The organism is Vibrio inusitatus, assembly GCA_024346935.1.
In the GTDB taxonomy this organism is placed as follows: domain Bacteria; phylum Pseudomonadota; class Gammaproteobacteria; order Enterobacterales; family Vibrionaceae; genus Vibrio; species Vibrio inusitatus.
Window position 1 is genome coordinate 833,784 of the sequence record AP024879.1, and the last position, 25,145, is coordinate 858,928.

Below are 25,145 nucleotides of genomic sequence, written 5' to 3' on the forward strand. Positions count from 1 at the left end.
CGATTACCAAATTAGCCCTTGGGGATCTTGTTCTACCTCTTCAAATAGCTGATGCAGCTGATTCCCGAGGTGCTCTATTGTTGGGTGCGTATGCCACCCTTCAAACATTTCATATTGATCTCGATGAGCGATGAGTAACGTCCATTGCTCATCACGAAATAGAATCTTCGCGACCAAGTATCGATAGTCAGCTTGTTTAGAGTCCAATTTAAACTGAGTGTGATAGAACTGAACACTACTTCCTACCAATTCAAACTCAGCCTTACCTAGATCCACACATACATTATGATTTCGTGAATGGCACGCATTGGAAGCAAACTTGAATAATTGATGTTGTTCTAGTTCCGATAACGCCATCTAATACCTCACCTTTCTTATGCCAATCTTATAAACTCAATAATACGTTATGGAGTGATGCATATTCTCCATGAGTGTCACAGTTTTGTAACACAACCGTCTTACTCTGTTGCGATATTTCTAATTATAGTTTGAAGAAGGACATTTATGTTTAGAGTGATTCTTATGACACTGATGTGTCTGACACTAGGTACCATTAAAGCAAATGCTGCACAAATCAATGTTAGCGGTTCAACATCCGTTGCCCGTGTAATGGATATCTTAGCTGAGAATTTCAATAAAACGAACGACGAAACATATATTGCAGTGCAAGGCGTTGGTTCTACCGCAGGGGTAGCATTGGTTAAAAACGACGTAGCACACATTGGTATGAGTTCTAGATTACTTACCGAGCGTGAATATCAAGACAACCTTGTCGTAAAACAGTTTGCTTATGACGGTTTAGCCGTTGTTGTTAACCATCAGAATGGCATTTCCAACATTACCCGCGATCAGCTCTTTCAGATTTACACAGGTAAAATAACTAACTGGAAGGACCTCGGTGGTGCGGACAGAGGCATTGCAGTCGTAACGCGTGAGGTTTCATCAGGTTCGCGTTATGCTTTTGAAGACCAAATGGGTCTATCACGCGTGCTCAATGATCGACGTGTTTCTACAATAAGCCAAACAGCACTTGTTGTGAGCACTAATAGCATGATGAAAACGCTGATCAGCGACAACCCACAAGCGATAGGCTTTATTAGCATGGGGTCAATTGATGCGTCTGTTAAACCTCTCAATTTTGATGGTGTTGTACCAAACTCGGTGAACTTACTGAACAAGAAATACGAACTGGCTCGCCCATTTCTTATCTTTTATCACCAAGATTTAGAGGATAAAGCTGCTCTAGATTTCGCAAAATATGTGACTTCTAAAGAGGCCATCTCGATCGTTGAGAATCAAGGCTACACCCCTTATCAAAACGAAAACTAATAAAAAAAGGCCAAGCTATAAAGCTTGGCCTTTCATTTGAAACTGTACTTAGAAGTATAAGCGAATCACTGACTCTGCAACACAAGCAGGTCTGCGTACGCCTTCAATTTCCACCTTCAACTCGCGAGTAATCTCTAACCCTTTTTGAATGGGAGTTACTTTAGTGAGGCTACTTCGAGCGCGAATGTTGCTACCCACTCTAACTGGATACGGGAAACGAACGCTGTTCATACCCATATTCACCGTCACTTTTGCTGTAGGAAAGAGCGGCTTTTCGGGATCAACCGCATCAGAAAGTCGTGGAAGTAGTGCCAAAGTCAAAAAACCATGGGCAATGGTTGTTTTAAATGGAGACTCTTGCTCTGCTCTATCTGGATCAGTATGAATCCATTGCATGTCTTCGGTCACTTTACCAAACGCATCGACACGCTCTTGATCAATACTAAACCACTCTCCGATATGCAGTTCTTCACCAATTTTTGCCGATAGTTCATGATACAAAGCCTCTGCTTCGGGCTTCATTTCAATCGTGTCTTTAACTGGGTTTTCTACTTCTTCATTGACTGCAGGCTTATGAAAGTCTCTTCCCCAAGAGCGGAAAAGGTGCTGTGCATGCGCACGATTCACCAACTCACTCCAATATTCTCGAAGTGATGGGGACATCCTATCCATAAACTCCATATGGTGTCTCGTAAGATTGCCACGTTTGTGTTTAAGAATATCAACAACTTTCATGCATGCTCCAGTGAAGCTTTAAATAGTCATAACGCGCCGATTTTGAACTAAATCACACTTTAACTCAACATGTGTTTGTTCACACAGCAGTAAAATACCAATGAAAACTACAATTTACCCCTAATTATGTATGTCTTTCGTACAGTATTGAAATAATTATGAAACACATCTGATATAAATGAAACTAGGGTTTTCACATAATTTTTCATAGGTTTCCGGGCTGATATCTGCAATCGCTGGCGAAGGACTCCCTTCGGAAACAGCCGAAACTAACAAATCAGCTGCAAAAATAGACCCGAATAAATCTTGGAGGCTTCTTCGAAAAAAACTCACCTCTACTGGCTCGCCAATGGTATCCCACTCCTCAGTAATACGCTCAATCGCAAAATAATGACCACTTGGAGAAGCCTGAAAATCATTTATTGGATGGTGCGTAGAAAAAAGCAATTGACCGCCAGGCTTCAACACGCGCTTTACTTCTTTAAATAATGCGGTGAGATCTTCTAGGTAATGAATCACTAATGGCGCGATCACCCAATCATAAACGCCCTCTTCCTCGCAGGGTAACCCCATACTAAGATCTTGAACATAGGCATGAAACGGTTTTGCATTCGCCTGAGTTAACTCCACCATCTCTTCAGACAGATCTACACAAGTGACTATGCCGCCTTTAGCTTGAATCTCTTTTGCATGCTCTCCAGAGCCGCATCCTAAATCAAGTACCTTTTGATTTGGCTGAACATCAATCAGCGCCAAGATTGAAGGTCGCTCTAAAAGTGCGTTATAAATATTGTTTCGTACAACGCACGCATACTTGTCTGCAAATTTGGTATATATAGGGTTACTCACGCAATTACTTTCTCAAAGAATTTAACTTGGCTTGTGCAATACCATAGATAGTATCGATAGGATAACTGCCTTCATCCGAAGCAATACCTGCATCTTTGCCAGTGAATAATTTGATTGCTTCAGAGACATGCTCTATCGCCCATATATGAAATTCTCCTTTTTCTACTGCTTCTACAATATCAAAGCGTAGCATAAGGTTCTGAACATTGGATTTAGGGATAATTACCCCTTGAGTCGCACTCCTTCCTTTAATTTTGCAGACGTCAAAGAAGCCTTCGATTTTCTCATTAACCCCGCCTATAGGCTGAGCCTCTCCAAACTGATTCATAGAACCAGTAATAGCGATGTCTTGTCGATTAGCTTGCTTAGAAAACGCCGATACTACAGCGCAAAACTCAGCCATACTGGCACTATCACCATCAACCCCACCATAAGACTGCTCAAAGGTAATGTTAGTCGTTAGTGGAATTTTAGCTGTCTTGCCAAATACTGAAGAAAGATATGCGGTCAAAATCATCACGCCCTTGGAATGAATACTTCCTCCAAGATCAACATTACGCTCGATATCGATAACCTCACCACTACCGTATGAGGTGGTCGCGGTAATGCGATTTGGCGCACCAAACATATGATCGCTGGTGCTCAGCACTGATAAGGCGTTAACCTGCCCCACAGCTTCTCCGTGAGTGTGGATTAATGTTGTGCCGTTGACGAATGTTTCCATTACGCTTTCTTGCAGACGGCTCACCCTAGATAATTGATTTTTCAGAGCTTTCTCTACATGCGTTCCACGAATAATATTCGCTCTGGCTGATCTTGCAATATAGTTAGCTTCGCGAAGAAGATTAGCAATATTGGCTGAATGTAGTGAGATTTTGTTTTGATCGCCGGCTCGTCGAGAGCTGTGTTCAATAATACGTGCTATGGCTTTTTTATCGCAGTGCAAAAGCTTATTGTCATGCACAATGCTGGATATAAAGCGTGTGTAATGAAGCTCTGAATCTGTATCTCGCTTCATTTCATCTTCAAAATCTGCCGTCACCCTGAAAAGCTCAGCAAACTCCGGATCATAATGCTGTAGAAGCTGATATGTACGGTAATCACCAAATAGAATAATTTTCACATCCAATGGGATTGGTTCGGGATCAAGAGAAACCGCTCCAGTCATTGTCACTTGCTTCTCAAGTGCCGTTAAACTCAATTCTCTAGAACGAAGAGCCCGCTTAAGGCCATCCCATACATAAGGTTGCTCTAATACTTTCACTGCATCCATTAACAGAACGCCACCATTAGCTTTATGTAAAGCGCCAGGGCGAATTAGGGAGAAATCCGTAAACACAGTGCCTTTAAAGGTTGCCGTTTCCACGTATCCAAACAGTGAATGGTAATTAGGACTCTCTTCAACAATGATAGGAAGATCGTCTTTAGGTTGAGAGACTAAAACATTGACCTTATAGCGACGTGGCAGTTTCTTATCTAACGACGCAGTCGCAATTTCGCCTTGCTCGTTACTCTCTTCAAGAAAGATATCGACATTTTCAACAATATCAGCCTGTAGATCCGCAAGATGCTGTTTTACTTCAGGATGCTTCTTATATTTTGTCTTTAACTCTTTAATAAAGTGGCCAATAACATCTAATGTCACATCAGAGTTAAGTTTTTGGATCTTGTCTGAATATTGTTCTTCCCATTCAGTAAGATCGCGAATGATGTGGCGCAGTGATATCTCAAGATTATCAATCGTCTTTTCAAAATTTGCCTGAGTTTTCTTGTCTAGCTCCTCAAAGGCTTCTTCTGTGTACGGTTCTTCACCATTGAGAGCAACAAACTGATAATCCCCCTGATTTGTGACAGAGAGACTAATGCTCTTTTCCTTAGCCTCATTAGTCAGGTGCTCCAATGCACTCGTTTGTTTGTTTGTTAATTGGTTCTTTAGACGATCGGCTCGAGAAAAATACATCTCATTATCGAAGGCCAATGGAATCGCCTTGAGCAGTTTGGTCATCAACTTCTCAATATCGACACGAAGGCTTTGCCCTACCCCTCTTGGCAACTTTAATACCTTAGGCACTCGGATATCTTCAAAGTTGGCGACATAGCACCAATCGTACAGTTCATGCAGGTCAAATGGGTGACGGGTTAAATAGCGCAAAATCATAGTGCGCTTACCGAGCCCATTACGACCAATGGCGTAAATGTTATAACCCTTTTCTCTGATAGACATCGCAAACTCAACGGCAGATTGTGCTCGCTCTTGGCCCACAATCTCATCAATGGGTGGAATGTCTTTAGTAGATTTACAATCGAATGCATCGAGATTAGCTTCTCGATAAAGCGCTTTAGACGGTAGAGAAGATGTAGCCATAGTCACCTCAATGTGAGAAATGGTGATGATAAAAGAAGCATTATATTTTAGTGTAATACCGAAATAGCAGAATTAATGTGATGAAAAAGAAAAATGGCCGCTAAGCGACCATTTATTAAACGATTGCCCTAATAAAGTCTAATTCCCATCGTATTTGAAGACATTATTTTCAAACATAGCGGTCAATAAATCTGGGCTACCATCAATATCGAGTTGGTTATAAAGATCTTTAACGACAATAGCTTGCTTTTCGTCTCCAGAGCTCACTTCGATTTTCACATCGTTGGTTAAATCGACTCGTTCTGCGGTAAGATCCTGAGAGCTTTCAAAACCATCTAAGAGTGAATCCAAGTCTGGATTACTTTCAAGCTCTGACAAGACGCCAACAAGGTCAATCTGATCCCCTTCGCTTAAAGTAAAGTCGGTGATTTGATCTTCAGCCAAATCATCGACATTTTCCCATGTGAAGACATCTGCGCCTAAACCACCGGTTAAAATATCATTACCCGCACCGCCCACTAAGATGTCGTTCCCAGAACCCCCTATTAAGATGTCATCGAAATCGCTACCGACTAATACGGAATCAGAATCTCCATCAACAATGGTCACTGGTTCATCTTCTGCAGAAGCATCCAACTGATCACCATCAACCACAACATCAACACTGTATTCTATTGGTGAAGATTCTGCCGTTTGATCGTTATCGGTCGATACTGCGACGACTTCAAAAGCAATTGATGCAGGAGTCGGCGTCACTTGGTCGAAAACGACCGTAGCATTCGCCAACTGTGCCTCTGAAAGGATCACTACACCATCAACTGGGTTTAATGGCGACTCTCCTGAGACAACGACCTGTGCATTTGAATCGAGTCCTCGAATTTCAATGCTCAACGCTTCGTTCGAATCCGTCAAAGCTGCCATCAATCCAATTAAAGGAATACCTCGACTTGATAGCGCAGATTCACTGATCACCGTATTAAGGCTACGTCTTGCATCTGCATCAATAGTCAAAGTTGGTGGATTCGCAACAGGACTTACCGAAATCTCAAACGACTTGCTCGCAGTTTCAGAGCCACTTGGGATAGTTGCAAAATTACCATTGTCATCGACGTTTACGTTCGCAACTACCGTGCCAGAAAAATCATCTGCTGGTGAGAAGTTAATACCATTAGCCAAAGCACTGTTAATTTGAGCAATCGTGCCACTGATTTCGACACTTGTTGCCGGCAAGGACTCCGTAACAATAGTAATTCCAAATAAGTTTTCAACATCACTTAAGAAATTCAATGTCCCTGAATCAACATCAATCGTAACGTTGTAGATTGCTGTTAGATCATCACTTTCATCAACATCAGATATTTGGATGTCGGTAATAAGCGTATCGGTATCTTCCATGCCGATTTGTGTTGTAATATCTGCAATTAAAGGCTTATCGTTTTGTGCCACAACGGTCACATCAAAATCGTCTTGCGCCTGCTCAGGTTCTCCTGGAGCGCCAAAACTACCTCCATCATCTACCGTAACAACTACGTTTACGTTGCCTTGATAATCCGCATCAGGGGTAAATTGCAACCCTGTAGCCAGCAGCGCATTGATGCCATCAATTGTCCCAACCAGTTGTACTTCACCACTATTAAAAGTAATTGTGCCCAAGAAAGCATCTTTGTCTGCTTGAGAGAAATCAAAATCACCGTTGCCATCAGCCGCAATCGTCAGGGTATATTCCGCATCTGGAGCATCCGTTTGGTCAACGTCAGATATTTGAATATCACTGATAGTCAGCACGCCATCTTCATCAACACTTCTATCCGAAATACCGGACAATTCAGGTGTATCATTAACTGGTGTGACTATCACATCAAAATTCGCCGATGCTGTATTCGGTTCCCCTACCACACCAAAGTTGCCATTATCGTCCACTAAAACATCAATGCTGATCGTGCCAGTGACATCATCGGCAGGTGAGAACATCACACCGGCGGCTAAAAATGCATTAATTTGAGCAACGGTACCGTCAATCTTTAACTCTGCAGTTGTATCACCGGTAACAGTGACACCAAAGCTATCAGGGTCGGTATTAAAGCTAAAAATACCCTCCATATCAGCTACCGATAACGTAACCGTGTATGGAGAATCGGGCACATCATTCGCATCAACATCGCTGATTTGAATGCCAGTGATTTCCAAATCACCATCTTCTGCAACCGTTTGTTCATCGATAGGTGCTATGACCGGCTGATCGTTTTCTGCATCTACTTCAATAATAAACGAGGCATCATTAGTATGAGGTTCCCCTTCAACACCGATATTGCCACCATCATCAACCGTAAGATTTACAACTACGTCACCATAGAAATTCTCAATCGGGTTAAAACGTACGCCATCCGCTAGGGCTGCGTTAATTTCAGCCACAGTGCCTGTAACTGTGATACTCGTTGTAGGATCCGTTGTAGAAAGCTGAACGCCAAACAATGCTTCTGCATCATCGACAAAGTTAATAAGCCCACTATCAACTGAAATAGTAAATGTATACACCGCCAGAGGATCATCAGCAGTATCTGGGTCTGAAATCGACAATCCATTGATATTGAGTTCATCATCTTCAAGCGATGTCAGATCCGCTACTCCACCAAACACAGGTTGATCGTTTACTGCATCAATAACCAAATCTACTACTTGTTCAGAAATCGTATCTGGGTCGGTGTACTCGACTCCATTTAGATCATATTCGACAGATTGCACTTGGATCGTTATCTGAGAAGGATCCCAGTTTAGAGAGTTGTTATTCCCAGGGTTAAAGATGATTTTTTCTAACTCTTGGGCGTCGACATCAATGGTCCAACTACCATCGCCATTGTCAGTAAATAGCGTCCCATCAGACAAACTAACGCTTGCACCTTCAGGCACATCTAATACCGTAATACGTAGAGTCTCCGGCGCACTTTCTCTATAGACGTCTCCTGAACCATCGCCAGGCAATGAATAGTCGTTATCGACTATGAACGCATTAATATCGATTTCGATATCTTCATTTTCAACGCCAGTCGCTGTTTCATCAATGTCAGTATCAACCTCATCTGCAGCAGGGTTGACCACCAAAGTAAAGTTAGCATTGTGTTCTACCGGCACACCCAAAAGTTGCTCTTGAGTAAAAATAATGATGCCTAAATCTACCGTGCCACTGAACTGTTCTGCCGGTGTGATTACAATATCGCCAAATGAAATCGTAGAAGCAGAAGGATTATTTAATTGAATAGTCCAAAAACCATCACCGTTGTTCTTAACCACAAACCCGTCTGGACCATCTTCATTGGTCGATTTGATGAGGAAGCCTTCAGGTACGCCAGAGATTCGGATAGACACAAATTCTTCAGAACCATCATCATCATTTAACGAAATCGTAAATGGTGTTCCTCTTATCTGATCAAGGGATATTGGTTGATCTTCTTCCCCTGTAATAACGATTTTATTTGAACGGTCTCCACCCTGGATAATGACAGGATCAACCACGGGAATAACCTCGAACGACACTTCGCCACTAAACGCACTCCCAGCATCAATGTCTGTAGGATGATCATATCCATCGGTCTCATCAAATATAGTAAGGTCATTGATTGTGCCCGATATAGACAGCTCAACAATATTATCGTTGTCCCCTGTAGGAAAGTTCTCAGCAGGTTTGAATTGAATGTCTTTTAAGAAATCTTCTATTGCAGTTGGGTTGGCAGGATCATAGATCAAAGTGAATGCATCCACTTCGTTTCCATCAGGATCAATTAACACACCTTCTGAAGCATCTTTAAGTGCAATTGTCACCGTTTGAAAGCTCTCAACACCTCTACCAGATGCCGTATCAAGATCTGTAGATTCAACCCCAACCTCAAGGTGAACCACACCATCTTCATACGCAATATCATCACGGTAGATTTCAGTGCCATCCAAGTCAACAGGCCAGTAATTTTCATCAAGACCACTCGTGCCTTTCACAACAACTGAGACCACCTGTGAATCTTCAACTACTGGCGATACCGCCACTGGTATCGTCAAATCATGGTATTTCTCATCACCTGATTTGGTATCTGTGGTCACAGCTGTAAACTTCAGGTTCACATCACCGGCGTAGTCTTCCGGCGGAATTAACACCAAACCTTCTAGACCAATAATATTGCCATTTTCATCAACACGTCCCTGGAACACGTATTCAGCATTGGTGTAGTCAAATTCAGCACCTTGAATGGTAAAGCCTTGCAAATCTGATTGTGCAAATACCATGGTGAAAATATCAGCAACATCATCTTTTATTACTGTGGTCGCTAATATCTCTTTGTCCATGATCTGCTGACCAAGATCGATACTGGTATCTTCTGTACCAATAATAATATCATCTGAATCTCTGTTTTCTATGATGACGGCGGCAATAGAGTCATTGGCTTCAACCTCTTCAGGGAAACGCAAAGTAACCTCGGTTGCTTTTTGGACTCTTTCACTGCCTTCGCCATCTTCACCTTTGTCATAAACCAAAGCGATAAATGTAATCGTGATATTAGAAAAGTCTGCATCACCATCACCCGGCAGTTTAAGACCACTTGGCGCAACTATGGTGAAGTCTTCTTCGTTGGTTACAACCCATTTACCATCACCATTATTGACAGCGCCAATGATAACAAGTTGATCGAGAATCGCCTGATCCACAGTTCCAAAATCAACAACCAGTTGTTCACCGATTTCATCTGGATTTTCGTCAATTTCAGCTTGTTCTTCTGGAGTCAGCACTGCATCAGGATCAGCGGCAAGCTTATCTAATGCATCTTGTTCTGCTTGAGTAATATCCTTGTCTTCAAAATTAATGCTGTATGCATCATCTTTGACTTCATTAATCGTAAAGTTAATCATGCCGTTAGCATCGGCAACAATAGGGTTAAGCTCATCACCGGTCACTTGATTATCTAAATCAGTGACAAACAGATTGGCATCCGACTCAACCACCGGGCGTACGATAACATCAACCGTACCACTGATAATTGCCGTTGCTGTATCTTCATATTCTGGTTGCCCATCAGTGAATTCATAATCGTCTTCACTAACTTGAACCTGAACATTTAAGGTGAAATCTCGGCTATCATCTTGAGGTGGCTGAACTTCAATAATGGCCGAACCATCAAGCAGTTCCTTGAGTCCATTTAAATCACTTATTGTATATTTACCATCTGCACCAGGGCTGATTGGGGAACCGTTCACATGTACAATTGAGCCTTCTGGGAACCCGGTAATAATAACAAGGTTAATTTGTTCATCAGAATCAGGGAAATCATCTCCAGTTGGACGCCAGTCGATTTCAATGAACGTATCTTCATCTCCAACAGAGCGATTTTCAAAGTCGTCTTTCGCATCAATTACCGGTTGTACCTTAATGACAATGTCGCCTTCAATAATTTCAACATCACCATCATCTTCGGTAACTACGATTTTAACTTTTAGATCAATGTTGCCTGTAAACGAATGAATTGGGCGTAATAAAACACCGGTATCAACGCCAGCTTCCGTAAGGTTAGCCTGATAAATAGAACCACCAGCATCATCATAACCAACAAAGACAAGGTCAACTTCGTTGCCGTCTGTATCAAGAACCATGACTCCTTCTGGAATATTAGAAATCAAAACAGAAACAGACTCAGAGTCATCTAACGGTGTATCGGGCAGCTCACCACTTAGGATCTTGAAATTCAGCGGAATGTCAGTATTTTCATCAACAAGAGTTTCCACTCCAAATGCTTTACCGTCAGTATCGACTATGGGTTGCCATATATCTCCAATACCATCGATATTGATAAACGGAAAATCAGCGACGCCCTTGAGGTCAACTGTCAGTTGACGAGTATCAAATACGTTGTCGTTACTTACCGTAACTAACGTACCTTCTCCTGTAATTGGATCCACATTTTGCAATTGCTGAGTGTAATCTCGAACAATACCAGTGATTGTTAGCTCAAAATCCACATTGCTGTTTAGATAAGGAATAAACTCAACTTGCGACAAGTATTCGTAAGGGATTTCATAGACCCCTGGGGAGATTTCATTGATAAGATTATTATCGGGGTCTCCAAGCCAGTTAAGCGTGGCAAGATTGCCATTGCTGTCTTCAAGACCACTCACCTGAACAAATAGTGACTCTGAGCCATCACTATCTAACGTCGGGTTAAATCTTACATGTTGATCGAGTGTTGTGGTCGTATCCTCGTCGATAACGATACGCTGAACAACCATTGCGCCATTATCAGCAATCGGATCCACATTGATTGTGAAATAACGCTCCTCTGAACGTGCTTCTGGAACAAGAGCATTGGCATCGGCTTCAGTAGTGATAGCGACAACCTTGAGTTGGATAGTGCCACTCCAATCATCGGCAGGGTTGACGGTGACCTTTCCAATATCTTCAGAAGAAATGATATATAAGCCATTCTCGTCTGGAGTTTGAACCACACCGTCAATTAACAGCTCTTGACCAAAATCATCTTCAAAACTTACTTCATAAGTAATGGTCTCTGAGCTGTCGGCATCTTGAGTTTGTGCCAAGATTTGTAAGATAGCATCGTCGCCATCTTCCGCTACCGTCACCTCATAGTTACCTTCCGACGGTTCCCAAGTCGCAGTATCAGCGATAGCTTTTACTTCAACAGTGAGGTTACCATCTAGGGTTTCACTTACACTACCGTCACGGTAGACCTCAACATTAATGTCATAGTTGTAATCCGTACCTTCAGTGCCTTGATGGCGCGCTGGCACAAAGAATAAGTTCTCGACATTCCAGTTCTCATTGTCACTGGTTGATGTTTCAAGCAGATCTTGCGTAAGAACAACCTCTCCATCCACTACAGTCAAGGCGATATAGTCGCTACCATTAAAGTAGTAAAAATCACCTTCAGAGGCATCTACACCTTTTATTGTAATTGCGCCGAGCGCTTCTGCATTGTCAAAGTCACCGGTATCAACACTGATAGCAACTTTAATAGGTCCGTCGCCTATAGGAAGGTTATCTTGCGCATTAGTGTCCCCTTGCGTGATGTCTCGGCCTGCATCTTCTGAACCACTTGCTGTTGAGACAGTAATTTGAGACGTAATATCATCAACTTGGATAGTTATTGGATTAGAACTGGTGTCTCCGTCCCCATCTGTTGCCGTCACTATTACATCAATAACGGCAGACTCACCATTTTGTTGAACATCGTCAGCGGCGGTAAATCGAATACGGCCATCAGGGTGAACTTCTAAAACACCCATAAGTAGATCTGCATCTACCGGTGCAGAGGGGTCGCTTCCATCACTGTATAAATTAAACGATTGGAAACCACCCGATGGGTCAAGATTGATAGTGGTGCTACCGATTTGAATCTGTGTTAGAGCGCCATCATCTGCACCTTCCGTGGTTAAACCACTTTGCTTCAAGACGTTGATTGTAGAACTATCATCACCCTCGGTAACTGAAATAGACTTTGAGATTACCTCAGGTATATCATCGACAACATTGACGATTAGATCTTTAGTCGGAGAATTATCACCATCCATATCCTGCGCATAAACTGGCAGGTAAATCTTCAATGTATCAGCGGATGCTAAATCGGTATCTGGCCCGGCAATTGGATGGTCAATGCCTCGAATAATCTCAAACTCAAACTTACCAAAATCAGCGCTGTTAATGTCGTTGTTAATCTGAATCGACAGAACATCTAACTGCTCGCCATTAACCGAAGCGACCCCCATGTAGCCACCAGCCACAACGATAAAAGTGATTGGCTGCCCTTGATAGGTCAAAGGAATATCGCCACTACCATCGGCAAAAGAGGCGCTGATATTTGAGGTATCCACATAAAACGCTTCAACATTGTCGGTACCTTTAACAAAGGTAACCGTTGAGTTGCTACTCTCTAATGCGCCATCTGGATTATTACCACCCTGAATTGGTGGTGTACCGGTATCACCTTGGTCAATATTACTTTCATCAAGAGTGACCTCTGGGACGAGATTCAATTCAGGATCGGTTCCATCAGAAACTTTAAGGTTCAAGTTTGCTGAAGACACATCGCCATCAGTATCAGTAGCGTTAACAATGATAGTCAGATCATTGATGTCACTGGCATTGTTATCTTGTTCTAACGCTTGAAGCTGTTGAACGGTATACGAACCATCTAAATTAACCGTAGCAATTAACACTACATCGCTGGTATCTCCGGCAATGTGCACTGTTAGTGTTGTACCGTCAACACTTAACACTAACCCAACCGCTTGGTTATTACTTGTTAGCGATGTCCATGCAATATCAGAAGTAACCGAATTGTCAAAACGTACCGAAGCAATAGCATCAATGCCTTTAACCAGTTCAATATTTCCTGTCACAGGGTCGGAGTCAGGATCCAATATTAGATTTTCATCCACATCGGCCACTTGATCATCAGAGTCCGGATCGGTGCCATCTTGAATGTTGATAGCGATTTCTTTTGTCACCGTATCATTATCCGAATCAGTCGCTTCAACCGTTATCCCGAGGCGATTAAGATCATCTGAGGCAATCTGATCCAGAGCTTCTAGCTGTTCGAAACTGTAGTTACCATCAATATCAATGCTACCAACCAACACTAACGTTTCATTGATATCATCAGTAACTAGGCTAAAGCTTTGCCCGTCTGCACTGATAACCACTTTTGTAGCGATGCCATTTGAAGTGAGAGCATCCCAAGCAGTTTGTTGACTAGACGTCAATGAAAATACGACTGAGGCAATATCATCTGCACCTTTGGTCAAGCCGACATCACCAGTAACAGGGAAATCAACGCTTCCAACAATATTGTCTTCATTCCACTCTAGAACGATAGGATCTTCATCAAAAGTCAGGTCCGAACCATCATCAATTCTCACCTTTCCATTAACGGTTGTGACATCTCCATCCGTGTCAGTAGCATCCACATTGAGATTCAAAATATATCGATCATTATCCGCTGTTTGGTCAATCGCTTGAATCTGATCGACAACATAAGTGCCATCTTGGTTTAGCTTAATCGTCAATACTGGCGTATTAGGTGCATCGGCTAACGTAACCGTAATTAAGGTATTATCTTCGGTCAGTGTGAAGGTCGTTTCTTTACCGTTACTTGTCATCGCGTCAAGTTTATTCAACTGAGCGTTGGTGAGGTTGTAAGCTAAAGAAGCGAGAGCGTCGCTACCTGTAGTGAGTTCCAAGTCTCCAACTGATGGCGCATCGTTAATGGTATCGTCATTGATTCTCACTGTTTTAGCGGTTAAGCCAATATCAGCGCCATCTTCTATTTCTAGAGCGATTTCACTAGAAGTTTCATCATCATCGCCATCGATAGCAATCACGCCTATAGACAGCTTTGTTAGATTATCTAGAGGTTGGTCTATCGCTTCAAATTGCTCGATAACGTAATTGCCATCAAGGCCGATGGTCACGGAAAGAACTAATGTAGACCCGTCAAATAATTGAATCGAACGCTCTTCTACCACCAGATCTGTTTCTCGACCGTTACTAGTAATAGCTTCCCATTCTGCTTGCTGCGTAACATCTAAGACAAAGTCGAGGCTAGCTAGCTCATCGGGTCCTAACGTTAAGCCTATGTCCCCTTCGATCGGCTGAGTGACACTTCCACGTGTATCTTCGTTCCAACTTTCTGTTTTATCGGTTGATTGAATGTTTGTACCATCATCGATAGTGACCGTAATGCCCGAAGTAGTAACGTCACCATCAGTATCGGTAAATATCACTCCCGAGCTTAGAGACGTTTGATCAGTGCCACTATCGTCTTGGTCAACGGCTAAAAATTGTTCTAGTTTAAACGTACCTTCAGTATCTAGAGTCAATTGAAGGGCAATCACACCGTTATATCGAACAATCAAACTCTGGTCATTTTGCTCAAAAGTCGTCGCTTCACCATTGACCGTAATCGCTTGCCATGCAGCTAATTGATCCGCAGTAAGATCCAACACTGCCGTATCAATCGCATCACTGCCTTGATAATTAAGGTCACCATCAAAGACATAACCAAGCTCACCTATCTCATCTTCGCTCCAAGTAACATCGGCAGGATCTGTGGTGATGGTATCGCCATCAGCAATAGTGAAATCTATGGTAGCTGTATTAGTATCACCATCAGTATCTTCAACTTCAACGCCAATGCTAAGGAGTAGTTGCCCTGTTAGGTCTTGATCTAGAGGTAGCGATTGCTCAATGGTGTATGAACCATCGATGTTCAATGTTACAACCATTACTTCACTGCCATCGGCAAGCTCAACACGTATTTCATTCTCGCTAGAAATAAATACAGTCTCTTGCTTGTTACTGGTCAGTGCTTCCCACGCATCAGATTGTGCTTGTGTCAGAGTAAAGCGCATAGCGACAACATCATCACTGCCTGTCACTAAATTCACATCGGTAAAAATTGGGAAAATGCTAGAGATGTCATCTTCATTCCAGCTCTGGCTATCATCGCTGATTTGTGGGTCAACACCATCGGTGATAGTCACTGCGATAGTTGCACTAGCGGTCGTATTATCTGAATCGCTCGCCGTTATTGGGACGTTCAATAAAAGATTTTCGAGAGCAGTATGATCGAGAGCTTGATATTGAGTAACTGTATAGTTACCTAGAAGGTCATCAATCGAAATTTCTAATACTTTATTGTTCACATCGCCAGTGATATAGACAGTAAGTAACGTGCCATCATCCGAAAGCAACACTTCAGTAGTTTGATCATTAGAGACTAGGTTAAGCCAAGCGACGTCAGAGGTCACCGTTTCGTCAATACGCAGTTCAACAATAGAATCACTGCCTTCGATAACTTCAACCTTTTCCGAGAAACTCTGTTGCCCTTCAATTTCAACAAAGGATACTTGTGCGTCGTTGACGATTGGATCATCACCATCGAAGATATTGATCTTCAATGTGCCTTTATCAAAGTCATCATCGGTATCAGTCACGATGACATCTAATTCTAGCGACAAAGGCTCTGTGTCACTTGGCTGGTCAACCGCATCGCTCTCAGTAATGGTGTACGTGCCATCTGGACTAATGGTGATTTTCAGCACTACATTGGCAACATCACCACCCTTGAACACAATTAATTCAGTTTTGTCTGCACTCAATTGAAGCTCAGTCAATGCACCATCACTAGTGATGGATGTCCAAATGGAGTCAGTCAATACCGCATCATCAAACTGTACACTGACAATATCATCAATGCCTTTGGTGATGCTCAAAGTGCCCGAACCGGAACTACCGTCAGTCTGCTCAATAAAGTTGACTGTAGCGTCCGTGATTTTTGGGTCGAGTCCATCAGTGATTTTTACGATGATATCAGCAGTAGATATATCACCATCAAAATCAGTCGCGATGACACCTGCAATCAGGTCATTGATGTTGGTGTTGAAATCCTGATCAAGAGGTAGGTTTTGCGTTAAGGTAAATGTACCATCAGCATTCAGCACAAGTTCAAGTACAATCGTATTAGGATCACTATCCAAAGTAACAGTAATAGTATTTGCGTTGACCGTTACGTTCGTTAATTCATCGTTGCTGGTTAAAGAACCCCATGCAGCATCATCCGCTATAGCAAGATCAAATTCATAGGTTTCAATAGAATCACTGTTTGGTGTAAATACAATTACGCCATCGGTAACAGTAGGGAGACCTTCTTCTTTCACATTAACATTAGCGTCAGCACCTGTTGATGGCAGCGTATCGTTAATAGTGATATTGATATTAGCGGAACCAGAGTCTCCATCTGTATCTTTGGCAAGCACAGGCAATGTGAGTTCATTACTATCAGTACCCGTTAACTGTTCTATTGGCCTATGCTGAGTAATATCGTAATTACCCGCATTATCTATAGTGATGGTGAGCACTGGAGCATCTGAACCCACCGCTGTTACAGTCAATGTTTTGCCATCGTCAGAAAGCTCGAGAACAACGGTTTCTCCCTCACTCATTAATCCAGTCCAAGCACTATCCTCTAGGATACTAGGATCGAACTCAACACTTTGAATATCATCGCTACCAGCAGTAAAATCGATGGTGCCATCTGCCGTTACTTCTCCGGTGCTTTCAGTCCAACTGACGTCACTATCTACACCGATAGGGTCAGTGCCATCATTCACATTGACCTTGATATCGGCAGAAGTAGTATCTAAATCACTGTCGGTAACATCTACAGGAATAACTAAGGCATTAAGATTATCAATACCTTGGTCTATAGGTTCCAGCAGTTCTATGGTGTAAGTACCATCAAGATTAACGATGACTTGCATTACCACTGTGCCATCTTCAAGAGAGAGCGTCAGGGTATCATCAGTACCATCTTGATTTGTGGAGGATAAGACAGCATTAGTGGCTAGCCCATTGCTGGTGAGGTTTTGCCATGGGCTCTCCTCCGCTTCAACAGCATCATTAATAGCAATACTCGTCACCAGGTCGCTGCCTGCGATCAAGGACAAATCACCCTCAAATGGTTGCTTACTCACATCGCCAATGTCGTCTTCATAAATATCAGCAACATCGTCAGATATTTCAGGGTTCGAGCCGTCAACAATGGTGAATGTAACTGGAGAGCGTGTGATATCGCCATCGGTATCCGCAATGGCAACCCCAACACTAAGTTCAAGTTTATCTGGATTAACCAAAGCATCGTCATCTTGATCAATCGCGGCTAACTGGTTAATGGTGTAAGTACCATCAACATTAACGACTAATTCAAGTACATCCTCACCGCCAACGGTTGTTACCGTTAGACCAGTATCTGTAATGGTTAAAGTCGTTGCTTCTCCATTGCTTGTGATAGCATTCCAAATAGACAATTGCTCTTCTGACAACTCTATCGTCACCTCAGAGATTGCATCGCTACCTTCATAGCCAAGGCTACCCGTAATAGGCAGTTCCAATGCATCGCCAATACTGTCTTCATTCCACTCTGCATCATCCGGTGAAATAACAAACTCATCCCCGTCATTGATAGCAATGTCAATAACGGTTGAAACCACATCAGTATCAGTATCAGTAACATCAACGCCTACTTGTAATAGGTTTTGATCATCAGTCTGATCCAAGGCTTTCAATTGTGTCAGCGTATAAGAACCGGTGTTATCTATGGTTAAAGTGAGCACGGGTGTGCCATCCGCTAACTGCACTGTTAGACCCATAGGCGTGATAACAAGTTGTGTATCTTGACCGTTACTGGTTAAAGACTCCCACTCAGCTTTTTGTTCATCGGAAAGCGTAAATTCAACGGTATCAATAGCATCACTGCCTTTAATAAGATTGATACTGCCCGTATCCGTCGCCATTCCTTCACTGACATCGTCTTCATCAAGACTGATTGCACTGCTTGATATCTGTGCATCGATACCATCAGTGATTTTAATATTGATATTCGCTGAACTGAAATCTTGATCGTAGTCGGTCCCAATAACAGGCACTAATAGGTCACTAATATCGTCATCAGAAAGTTGATCGAGTGCAGCATTTTGTACCAGTGTATAACTGCCATCATCGGCAAGAGTCAGCACTAAAACGTCCACTCCGCCTGCGGTAGTGAGTGTCAGGATTTTACCTGTTGCATCTAGAGAAACGCTTGTTGCCTCTCCATTACTCGTCAGTGCATTCCATACCGCGTCTGATTCTACAGCGGAATCAATAACAACCGTTTCAACGGCGTCACTACCTGGACTGAAGTTGATATTTCCTGAATTGGTTTGTCCTGCTTCCCCTGTTTCAATGTAGGTAACAGGACTCGTTGGTGCGGTAGGCGCAACATTGTCACTAATGTTAATGTTGATGTTCGCCGTTCCGCTATCGCCTTCTGAATCACTCGCAACAACAGGCAACACAAGCTTAGTAAGATCGGAACTCGGATCTTGTTCGATAGGTTGTGATTGAGTCACGACATAGTTACCATCATTGTCGATGACAACTCGCAAAACTTCTTCGCCAGATAGTGATGTAACCACTAGGGTTTTACTATCCACTAAAGCAACGGTTACACCCTCTCCGTTGGTTTGAAGCCCCTTCCAAACTGCGTCATTGACAACCCCTGCATCAAAAGAAATGTCTGCAATTTCCTCACTACCTGCAGTGAATATAATCTGGTCATTTCCTATCACCACACCTGTCGTTTCTTGCAAATTGATCGTGCTATCTTCGCCAGATGGGTCGAGGCCATCAGTGATAGATATAGTGACATCCGCTTGTGAGAAGTCACCATCTGCATCGGTAGCGGTGACAGGCAATAGAAGATCAAGGATATCTCCAGAGAGCTGATCTAATGGTTGCAACTGGGTAACCTGATAGCTGCCATCTAGATTCACGATGATTTCTAATACTGGCGAGTTATTGTCTGCACGAACAATCGTCAACGTATCGTTGAAAGGGTCTTGATTAGTAGAAGAAAGGACTAGAGTAACCGCTTGGCCATTACTCGTTAAGCCAAGCCAATCAGGTTCCGATTCTACCGAAGAATCAATCACTATCGACTCTACAAGATCCGTTCCTTTGACCAACCCTAAGTCACCTTTTGCTGGCTCATAGTCTGCTGCACCAATATCATTTTCATCAAGTGCTACAGAGCTGTCATTTATAACAGGGTCGTCACCGTCGGTTATTGGCATAGAGATAGTAGTACTACTAACATCACCGTCAGTATCCGTCACGTCCACAACCAACTCTAGGTCGTTAATATTATTTTCGGTACTCTGCTCTATCGCTCTGAATTGCTCAATACTGTAGGTCCCATCAAAATTGATGGTTGCGACAAGTACTACCGCCGTTTCATCACCGGTCACATGAACGGTAAGTGTGGTTCCATCGCCGCTTAGAGCAACGGTTGTATCCTGGTTATCACTTAATAACGATGCCCAAATAGGGTCTTCAAGCACATCATCATTAAAAACAACGGTTGCCAGTGCATCGGCGCCAACGGTTAAGCCGATATCACCGGTTTCAGGCACTCGTGATGGATTGTTAATTTGATTTTCATCTAAAGGCGTAGACACATCGACTGAAGTTGTGGGATCGACTCCATCATTAATAGTGACCGTAATGATACTAGAGTCACTGTCTTGGTCTGCATCTGTTGCAGTCACTGTTACACCAAGTACATTTTGGTTTGCCGGTGGCTGATCAATAGGCTGGTATTGAGTCACGGAATACTCACCATCTAAGCCAATATCCAGTCGCAAGACTTCGCTGCCATCACCTAACGTAAGAACTAAGGATCCGCCGCTAACCGTCAACGTTGTTTGCTGACCATTGCTAGTAATGGCTTGCCATTCAGCTAGTTGCTCAGTAGAAAGCGTCACATCTAATGACTCAATCACATCACTGCCTACAACAAGATCTACATTGCCTGTCTCAGTTGTTGATAGACTGTCATCTGACAATTCAACATTGCTATCAACGATCACCGGATCCAAACCATCATCGATTTGGATCGTAATATTTTCGCTGCTACTATCTCCATCGGTGTCAGTCGCAACTACTGGAAGAGTAAGAGTCAGCGAATCACTGCCGTTGTGCTCCAATGATTGATATTGAGTAATGGTGTAGGTGCCATCTGCATTAACCGTCGCTTCCAAAACCACATTAGTTGTATCGCCTGCAATATAAAGCAGCAAGGTATTGTCAGTAACCAATACGTCTAGGTCTTGGTTATTGCTAAGCAGGTCTGTCCATGCCAGATCCGACTCAACCGCAGCTTTATCAAAAACGACACTCTCAACGTTGTCGCTTCCCATAGTTACACTGACCGTTCCTGAAACAGAGATCTCTTCTCCTGTTTCAGTAATCACATCGGCAATATCAGCACTTAACGAAGGATCAGTACCATCGATAATGTTTACGACGATATTGGTAGTGACAGGAACCTCTGCATCGAAATCATAGACTTCGACAGGTAAGTCAAACAGTAACGTATCAAGTAATAGATCATTGTGTTCCAAAGCTTGATATTGAGAAACGCGGAAGTTACCCGCCGTATCTAATAATTCAATCTCTAGTACTTTATTACTTGGATCACCTGCAATAGAAATGGTCAATAATGTACCATCTGCGCTCAATGTAACTTCTACGGCTTGGTTATTGCTCAGCAAATTAACAAGCGCGGGGGCCGTTTCAATACTGTCGTTAAAAATGATTCTTTCAATATCATCTGAGCCCGCATCAACTACAAACTGATCAAGGATGGTTGTTTCTGTCGCTTTTTCTGTAAACGTAACTAAGCCAACACCAACATCAGGGCTATCGCCGTCTACAATGGTGATGTCAATATTAGCTTCAGCGATGTCATTATCTGTATCGGTTACCACGACAGGGATATTGAGCAAAATATCAGACGTATCTGAATCTTGAATAATTGGCTCAAACTGTTGAATAGAATAATTACCTTCAAGATCGATGGAGATCTGAAAAACAATCACTTCTTCATTAGTGGCGGAGCCTTCGACAGGGTAATAAACGGTAAATAGGTTACCTTCTAATCGAAGTTCTGTGTCATTTCCATTACTGGTAATACCCAACCAGGTTTCATCAGCTAATATCTCATTTGAAAACTCTACGGTTGCAATATCATCAACACCTTTGACGATTTGCACAGTACCGTCAGCGTTTCTGACGTCGTCGGTTAACTCGGTGTATTCGATACTACTGTCACTTGCTACAGGGTCAGTACCATCATTAATATTAATCGTGATTGTTTGATTACCCGTGTCACCATCATAATCTGTAGCGACAAGATCTATAGGCAATTCAAGTAAATTTTCCAGTGGATGATCTAAGGCATCATTCTGAACCACTGTATAAGAACCATCGGGATTGACTGAAATAACTAGCACATCTTGCGTCGATGTAGACACGGTTAGTACAGTGTCATTTTGTGACAACGTCACCGTTGTCGCTAATCCGTTTGACGTCAAATCAGTCCAGGTAGGGTCAACGGTCACGGAAGGTAGGAATTGAATTATTTCAATTGCGTCACTGAATATGGTGAAATCTATTTGCCCATCAGTTTCTTGTCCAACAGTATCATTTTCAGTGTATTCAATCTCACTGGCATCGCCTGATGGACTGATGTTATCTCGAACTACGATAGTGATATTCTGAGTAACAGAATCACCATCCGTATCCGTCGCTGTTGTTGGAATAACCAATTCGAGCAGATCGCTTTCTTGTTCAATGGCGCGGTACTGCGTTAGCGTGTATTTACCGGTATTATCAATCGTAATGAGTAATACAGGGTCCCCACCAACAGTATTCACTTGAATCGTTTTGCCATCGACGACCGTTACCGTAGTGTCTTCACCATTGCTGACAATACCTTGCCAAATTGGGTCTTCTGCAACAGATTGCTCGAATGAAATATCATTAATTTTATCGCTGCCTTGGGTAAAAACAATCTCACGAGACGTCGTGTACTCATCAACAATTTCAGTGTAATCGAGTAGGCTATCTTCACCGGTTGGGTTGCTACCATCTTCTATTTCAAGTGAGATGATTTCTTGTTTAGCATCCCCATCTGTATCCACCGCAATCACGGGGATAGTCAAAGCAGTTAAATTCTCACTATCTTGGTCCAATGGTTGTTTTAAATAGATTTGATATGTGCCATCAACATTGACCACTACTTCCATAACCACAGTGGTTGGGTCACTTTTAAGATAAACAACCAATTTGTCTTTAACTACATCACCCACACCGTTTTGCTGAACACTCGAGTCTTCTAATCGCAGCCCTGTTGCTTCGCCATTTGAAGTGAGTTGATGCCAATTAATATCGAGTAAAACAGACGGAGCAATGATGATAGATTCAACGTTATCACTACCTTGTACCAAACCGATATCACCAGATGAAGACGGTACTGTAGTACCTATATCATCTTCGGACATTTGTGGCGCAATAACGCTATTAATAGTAAGGTCATTGCCATCTGTTAGCCCAAGCGTTAAGAAGCCTTTAGTCACATCACCATCGTTATCAGTTACGACAACAGGCAACGCAATACTCAGTGTTTCAAGGCTGTTTTGCTCTATCGCTTGGAAAGCTTCAAGCGTGTAACCACCGTTAAGGTCTAACGTGATTTCAAGTACTTTACTGGAAGGATCATCACTAAGAACAACAGTTAACGTAGTGCCATCATCACTAATTAATACTGATGTAGCTGAATTATTCGACAGTAACCCGTCAAATAGCACCAGTGCATTTTCATCAAACACTACCGTATCTAGACCATCACTACCAAGTTGATAAAGTTCTCCAGAAATAGTGTTTGAGCTAACACCATCGGACTCAACTTCATCATCAGCAACGGTATCAACAAATACGTTTTCACCATCTGCGACAACAACACTAAATTGAATAGGATTGACTAATTCAAAACCATTAACATCTTTACCTGTAATCGCAAAATGTACACTTAGTTGATCGTTGGCTATAGAAACATATTCACCATCGATATTCAGATGGTCGATGGGTTGAGATACCACCGTGGTAACTTTTAATTCAATTCCATTATCAAGTACCGTATTTTCAATCGTGATAGAAAGGACTTCTTCACCATTTAAAGTACCAATTAAGGCATTTAAACCTTCATCATAAACGAAAGTAACGGCTTCTCCGCCAGATGTAATATGCGCATTAAGCTCGGCTATGACAGCGTCAACGTCAACGGGAGCTACCGCAAACGATTCTGGATCTAACGCAAAAGTCGCTTGTTCGATGACAACAGTATCGCTTGTCGTTTGAGGGTATGTGGAGGCAGTAAGTGAACCTTCAGAAAGACTAGAGGTAATCTCACCTCCACCCTCAGCAAAAGTAATGGTCAACCCATCATCTTCTACTATTGGCACTAATGGTAGGGAAGCTTCTGTTTCAAAGAATGTTTGTGGATGCGTTTCAATGTAGTTCATGTCGACAGTAACAAAACCATCATTGGCCGCATGTTCAGCATTGACGTTACGACCCGCAGCTGCAGCGTCCATCGCTTCAGAAGGATCCATACCATTGACAATCAATTGCTGAACAAGCTCAATATCCTGCTCGGTATACTGTGTGCCTTCTTGTTCTAGAGAAAGAGGGTTGTCGAGATTAACTGATGCTAACTCGCTTGCGTTTTCAGGACTGGCAAGAGCAAAACATACGGCGCAGTTTTGTTGGAAAATCTCAGCCTTGGCACCATATTGCACCATGACCTTTGCGTCTTCGCCGATAAGTAATATATCGCCCTTTTCAAGGGTGTCGCCTTTCTTTACTGCTCTTGCTGCACTATCTGAATTGATAACTAATGACTTGCCATGTGTCTCTAAAACGGACACATTGGTGATCAATACTTGCTCTTCCATAGCCTACATCCTTGTTTCTGCCCCAACAGTCCTTAATCGAGGCAGTACTATCAACATTGAAACATTAACAAAATAGTCTTTCGACTTTGGTAACATTTTAGCAACCTGAACTTGATTTTACACCTGATTTTCACGTGTTTAGATAACAAAAATTGTAATTTAGAACGTTTTCTACGAAAACCGGACGGTTCTTGGCCAGATTTCTTCTAAGAGCCTTTAGATTAAAGCGTTTAGCACTGTCTCAAAGTAAGGAAAGTGTATGCAAAACTGATTAATAATGGCCATAAAGGTCACTATATTGAAGATTAGAAAACCCTAATCTATTGCTGATGGTAACGCTCAATAATAGGCAGGTAACAAGGAATGATTAGGAATGAAATGCTATTGATAAAATAAATCTCACTTCAATGCTTAAACCCTTAGGTAAATCAATAAGCAACAAATAAAAACAGCGACCATCATTGGTTCCAATCAGAAACCA

General features: G+C 42.5%; 6 protein-coding genes. 1 reads left to right on the top strand and 5 read right to left on the bottom strand.

From position 1 onward, the window contains the following. Positions 1 to 3: 3 nt before the first annotated feature. Positions 4 to 357, bottom strand: coding sequence for a DUF3024 domain-containing protein (locus OCU48_RS16815; protein WP_141345106.1), 354 nt, complete (start codon positions 355 to 357; stop codon positions 4 to 6). Between the two features lie 147 nt (positions 358 to 504). Between OCU48_RS16815 and OCU48_RS16820 the strand changes: the two genes are divergently transcribed. Beyond that, positions 505 to 1,329, top strand: coding sequence for a phosphate ABC transporter substrate-binding protein (locus tag OCU48_RS16820; protein ID WP_141345105.1), 825 nt, complete (start codon positions 505 to 507; stop codon positions 1,327 to 1,329). Positions 1,330 to 1,377: 48 nt separating this feature from the next. Here OCU48_RS16820 and OCU48_RS16825 read toward each other — a convergent pair whose 3' ends face one another. The 4 genes from OCU48_RS16825 to OCU48_RS16840 all read right to left on the bottom strand — a co-directional run bounded on the left by OCU48_RS16825 (position 1,378) and on the right by OCU48_RS16840 (position 24,664). After that, on the bottom strand, positions 1,378 to 2,064 hold the full coding sequence (locus OCU48_RS16825) for a MaoC family dehydratase (protein WP_141345104.1): 687 nt from the start codon (positions 2,062 to 2,064) through the stop codon (positions 1,378 to 1,380). 156 nt (positions 2,065 to 2,220) lie between these two features. Further along, positions 2,221 to 2,913 carry a class I SAM-dependent methyltransferase gene (locus tag OCU48_RS16830; RefSeq protein WP_141345103.1) on the bottom strand — a complete coding sequence of 231 codons (693 nt, stop codon included), beginning with the start codon at positions 2,911 to 2,913 and terminating at the stop codon, positions 2,221 to 2,223. Between the two features lie 4 nt (positions 2,914 to 2,917). Next, positions 2,918 to 5,278, bottom strand: a complete 2,361-nt coding sequence (locus OCU48_RS16835) for a Lon protease family protein (RefSeq protein WP_141345102.1) — start codon at positions 5,276 to 5,278, stop codon at positions 2,918 to 2,920. A gap of 138 nt (positions 5,279 to 5,416) precedes the next feature. Next, positions 5,417 to 24,664, bottom strand: coding sequence for a retention module-containing protein (locus tag OCU48_RS16840; RefSeq protein WP_141345101.1), 19,248 nt, complete (start codon positions 24,662 to 24,664; stop codon positions 5,417 to 5,419). Between the last annotated feature and the right edge of the window lie 481 nt (positions 24,665 to 25,145).

Excerpts from the sequence above, each read along its gene's own strand:
- OCU48_RS16825 (WP_141345104.1), bottom strand. The coding sequence starts at position 2,064 with ATGAAAGTTGTTGATATTCTTAAACACAAACGTGGCAATCTTACGAGA.
- OCU48_RS16815 (WP_141345106.1), bottom strand. The coding sequence starts at position 357 with ATGGCGTTATCGGAACTAGAACAACATCAATTATTCAAGTTTGCTTCC.
- OCU48_RS16835 (WP_141345102.1), bottom strand. The coding sequence starts at position 5,278 with ATGGCTACATCTTCTCTACCGTCTAAAGCGCTTTATCGAGAAGCTAAT.
- OCU48_RS16820 (WP_141345105.1), top strand. The coding sequence starts at position 505 with ATGTTTAGAGTGATTCTTATGACACTGATGTGTCTGACACTAGGTACC.
- OCU48_RS16840 (WP_141345101.1), bottom strand. The coding sequence starts at position 24,664 with ATGGAAGAGCAAGTATTGATCACCAATGTGTCCGTTTTAGAGACACAT.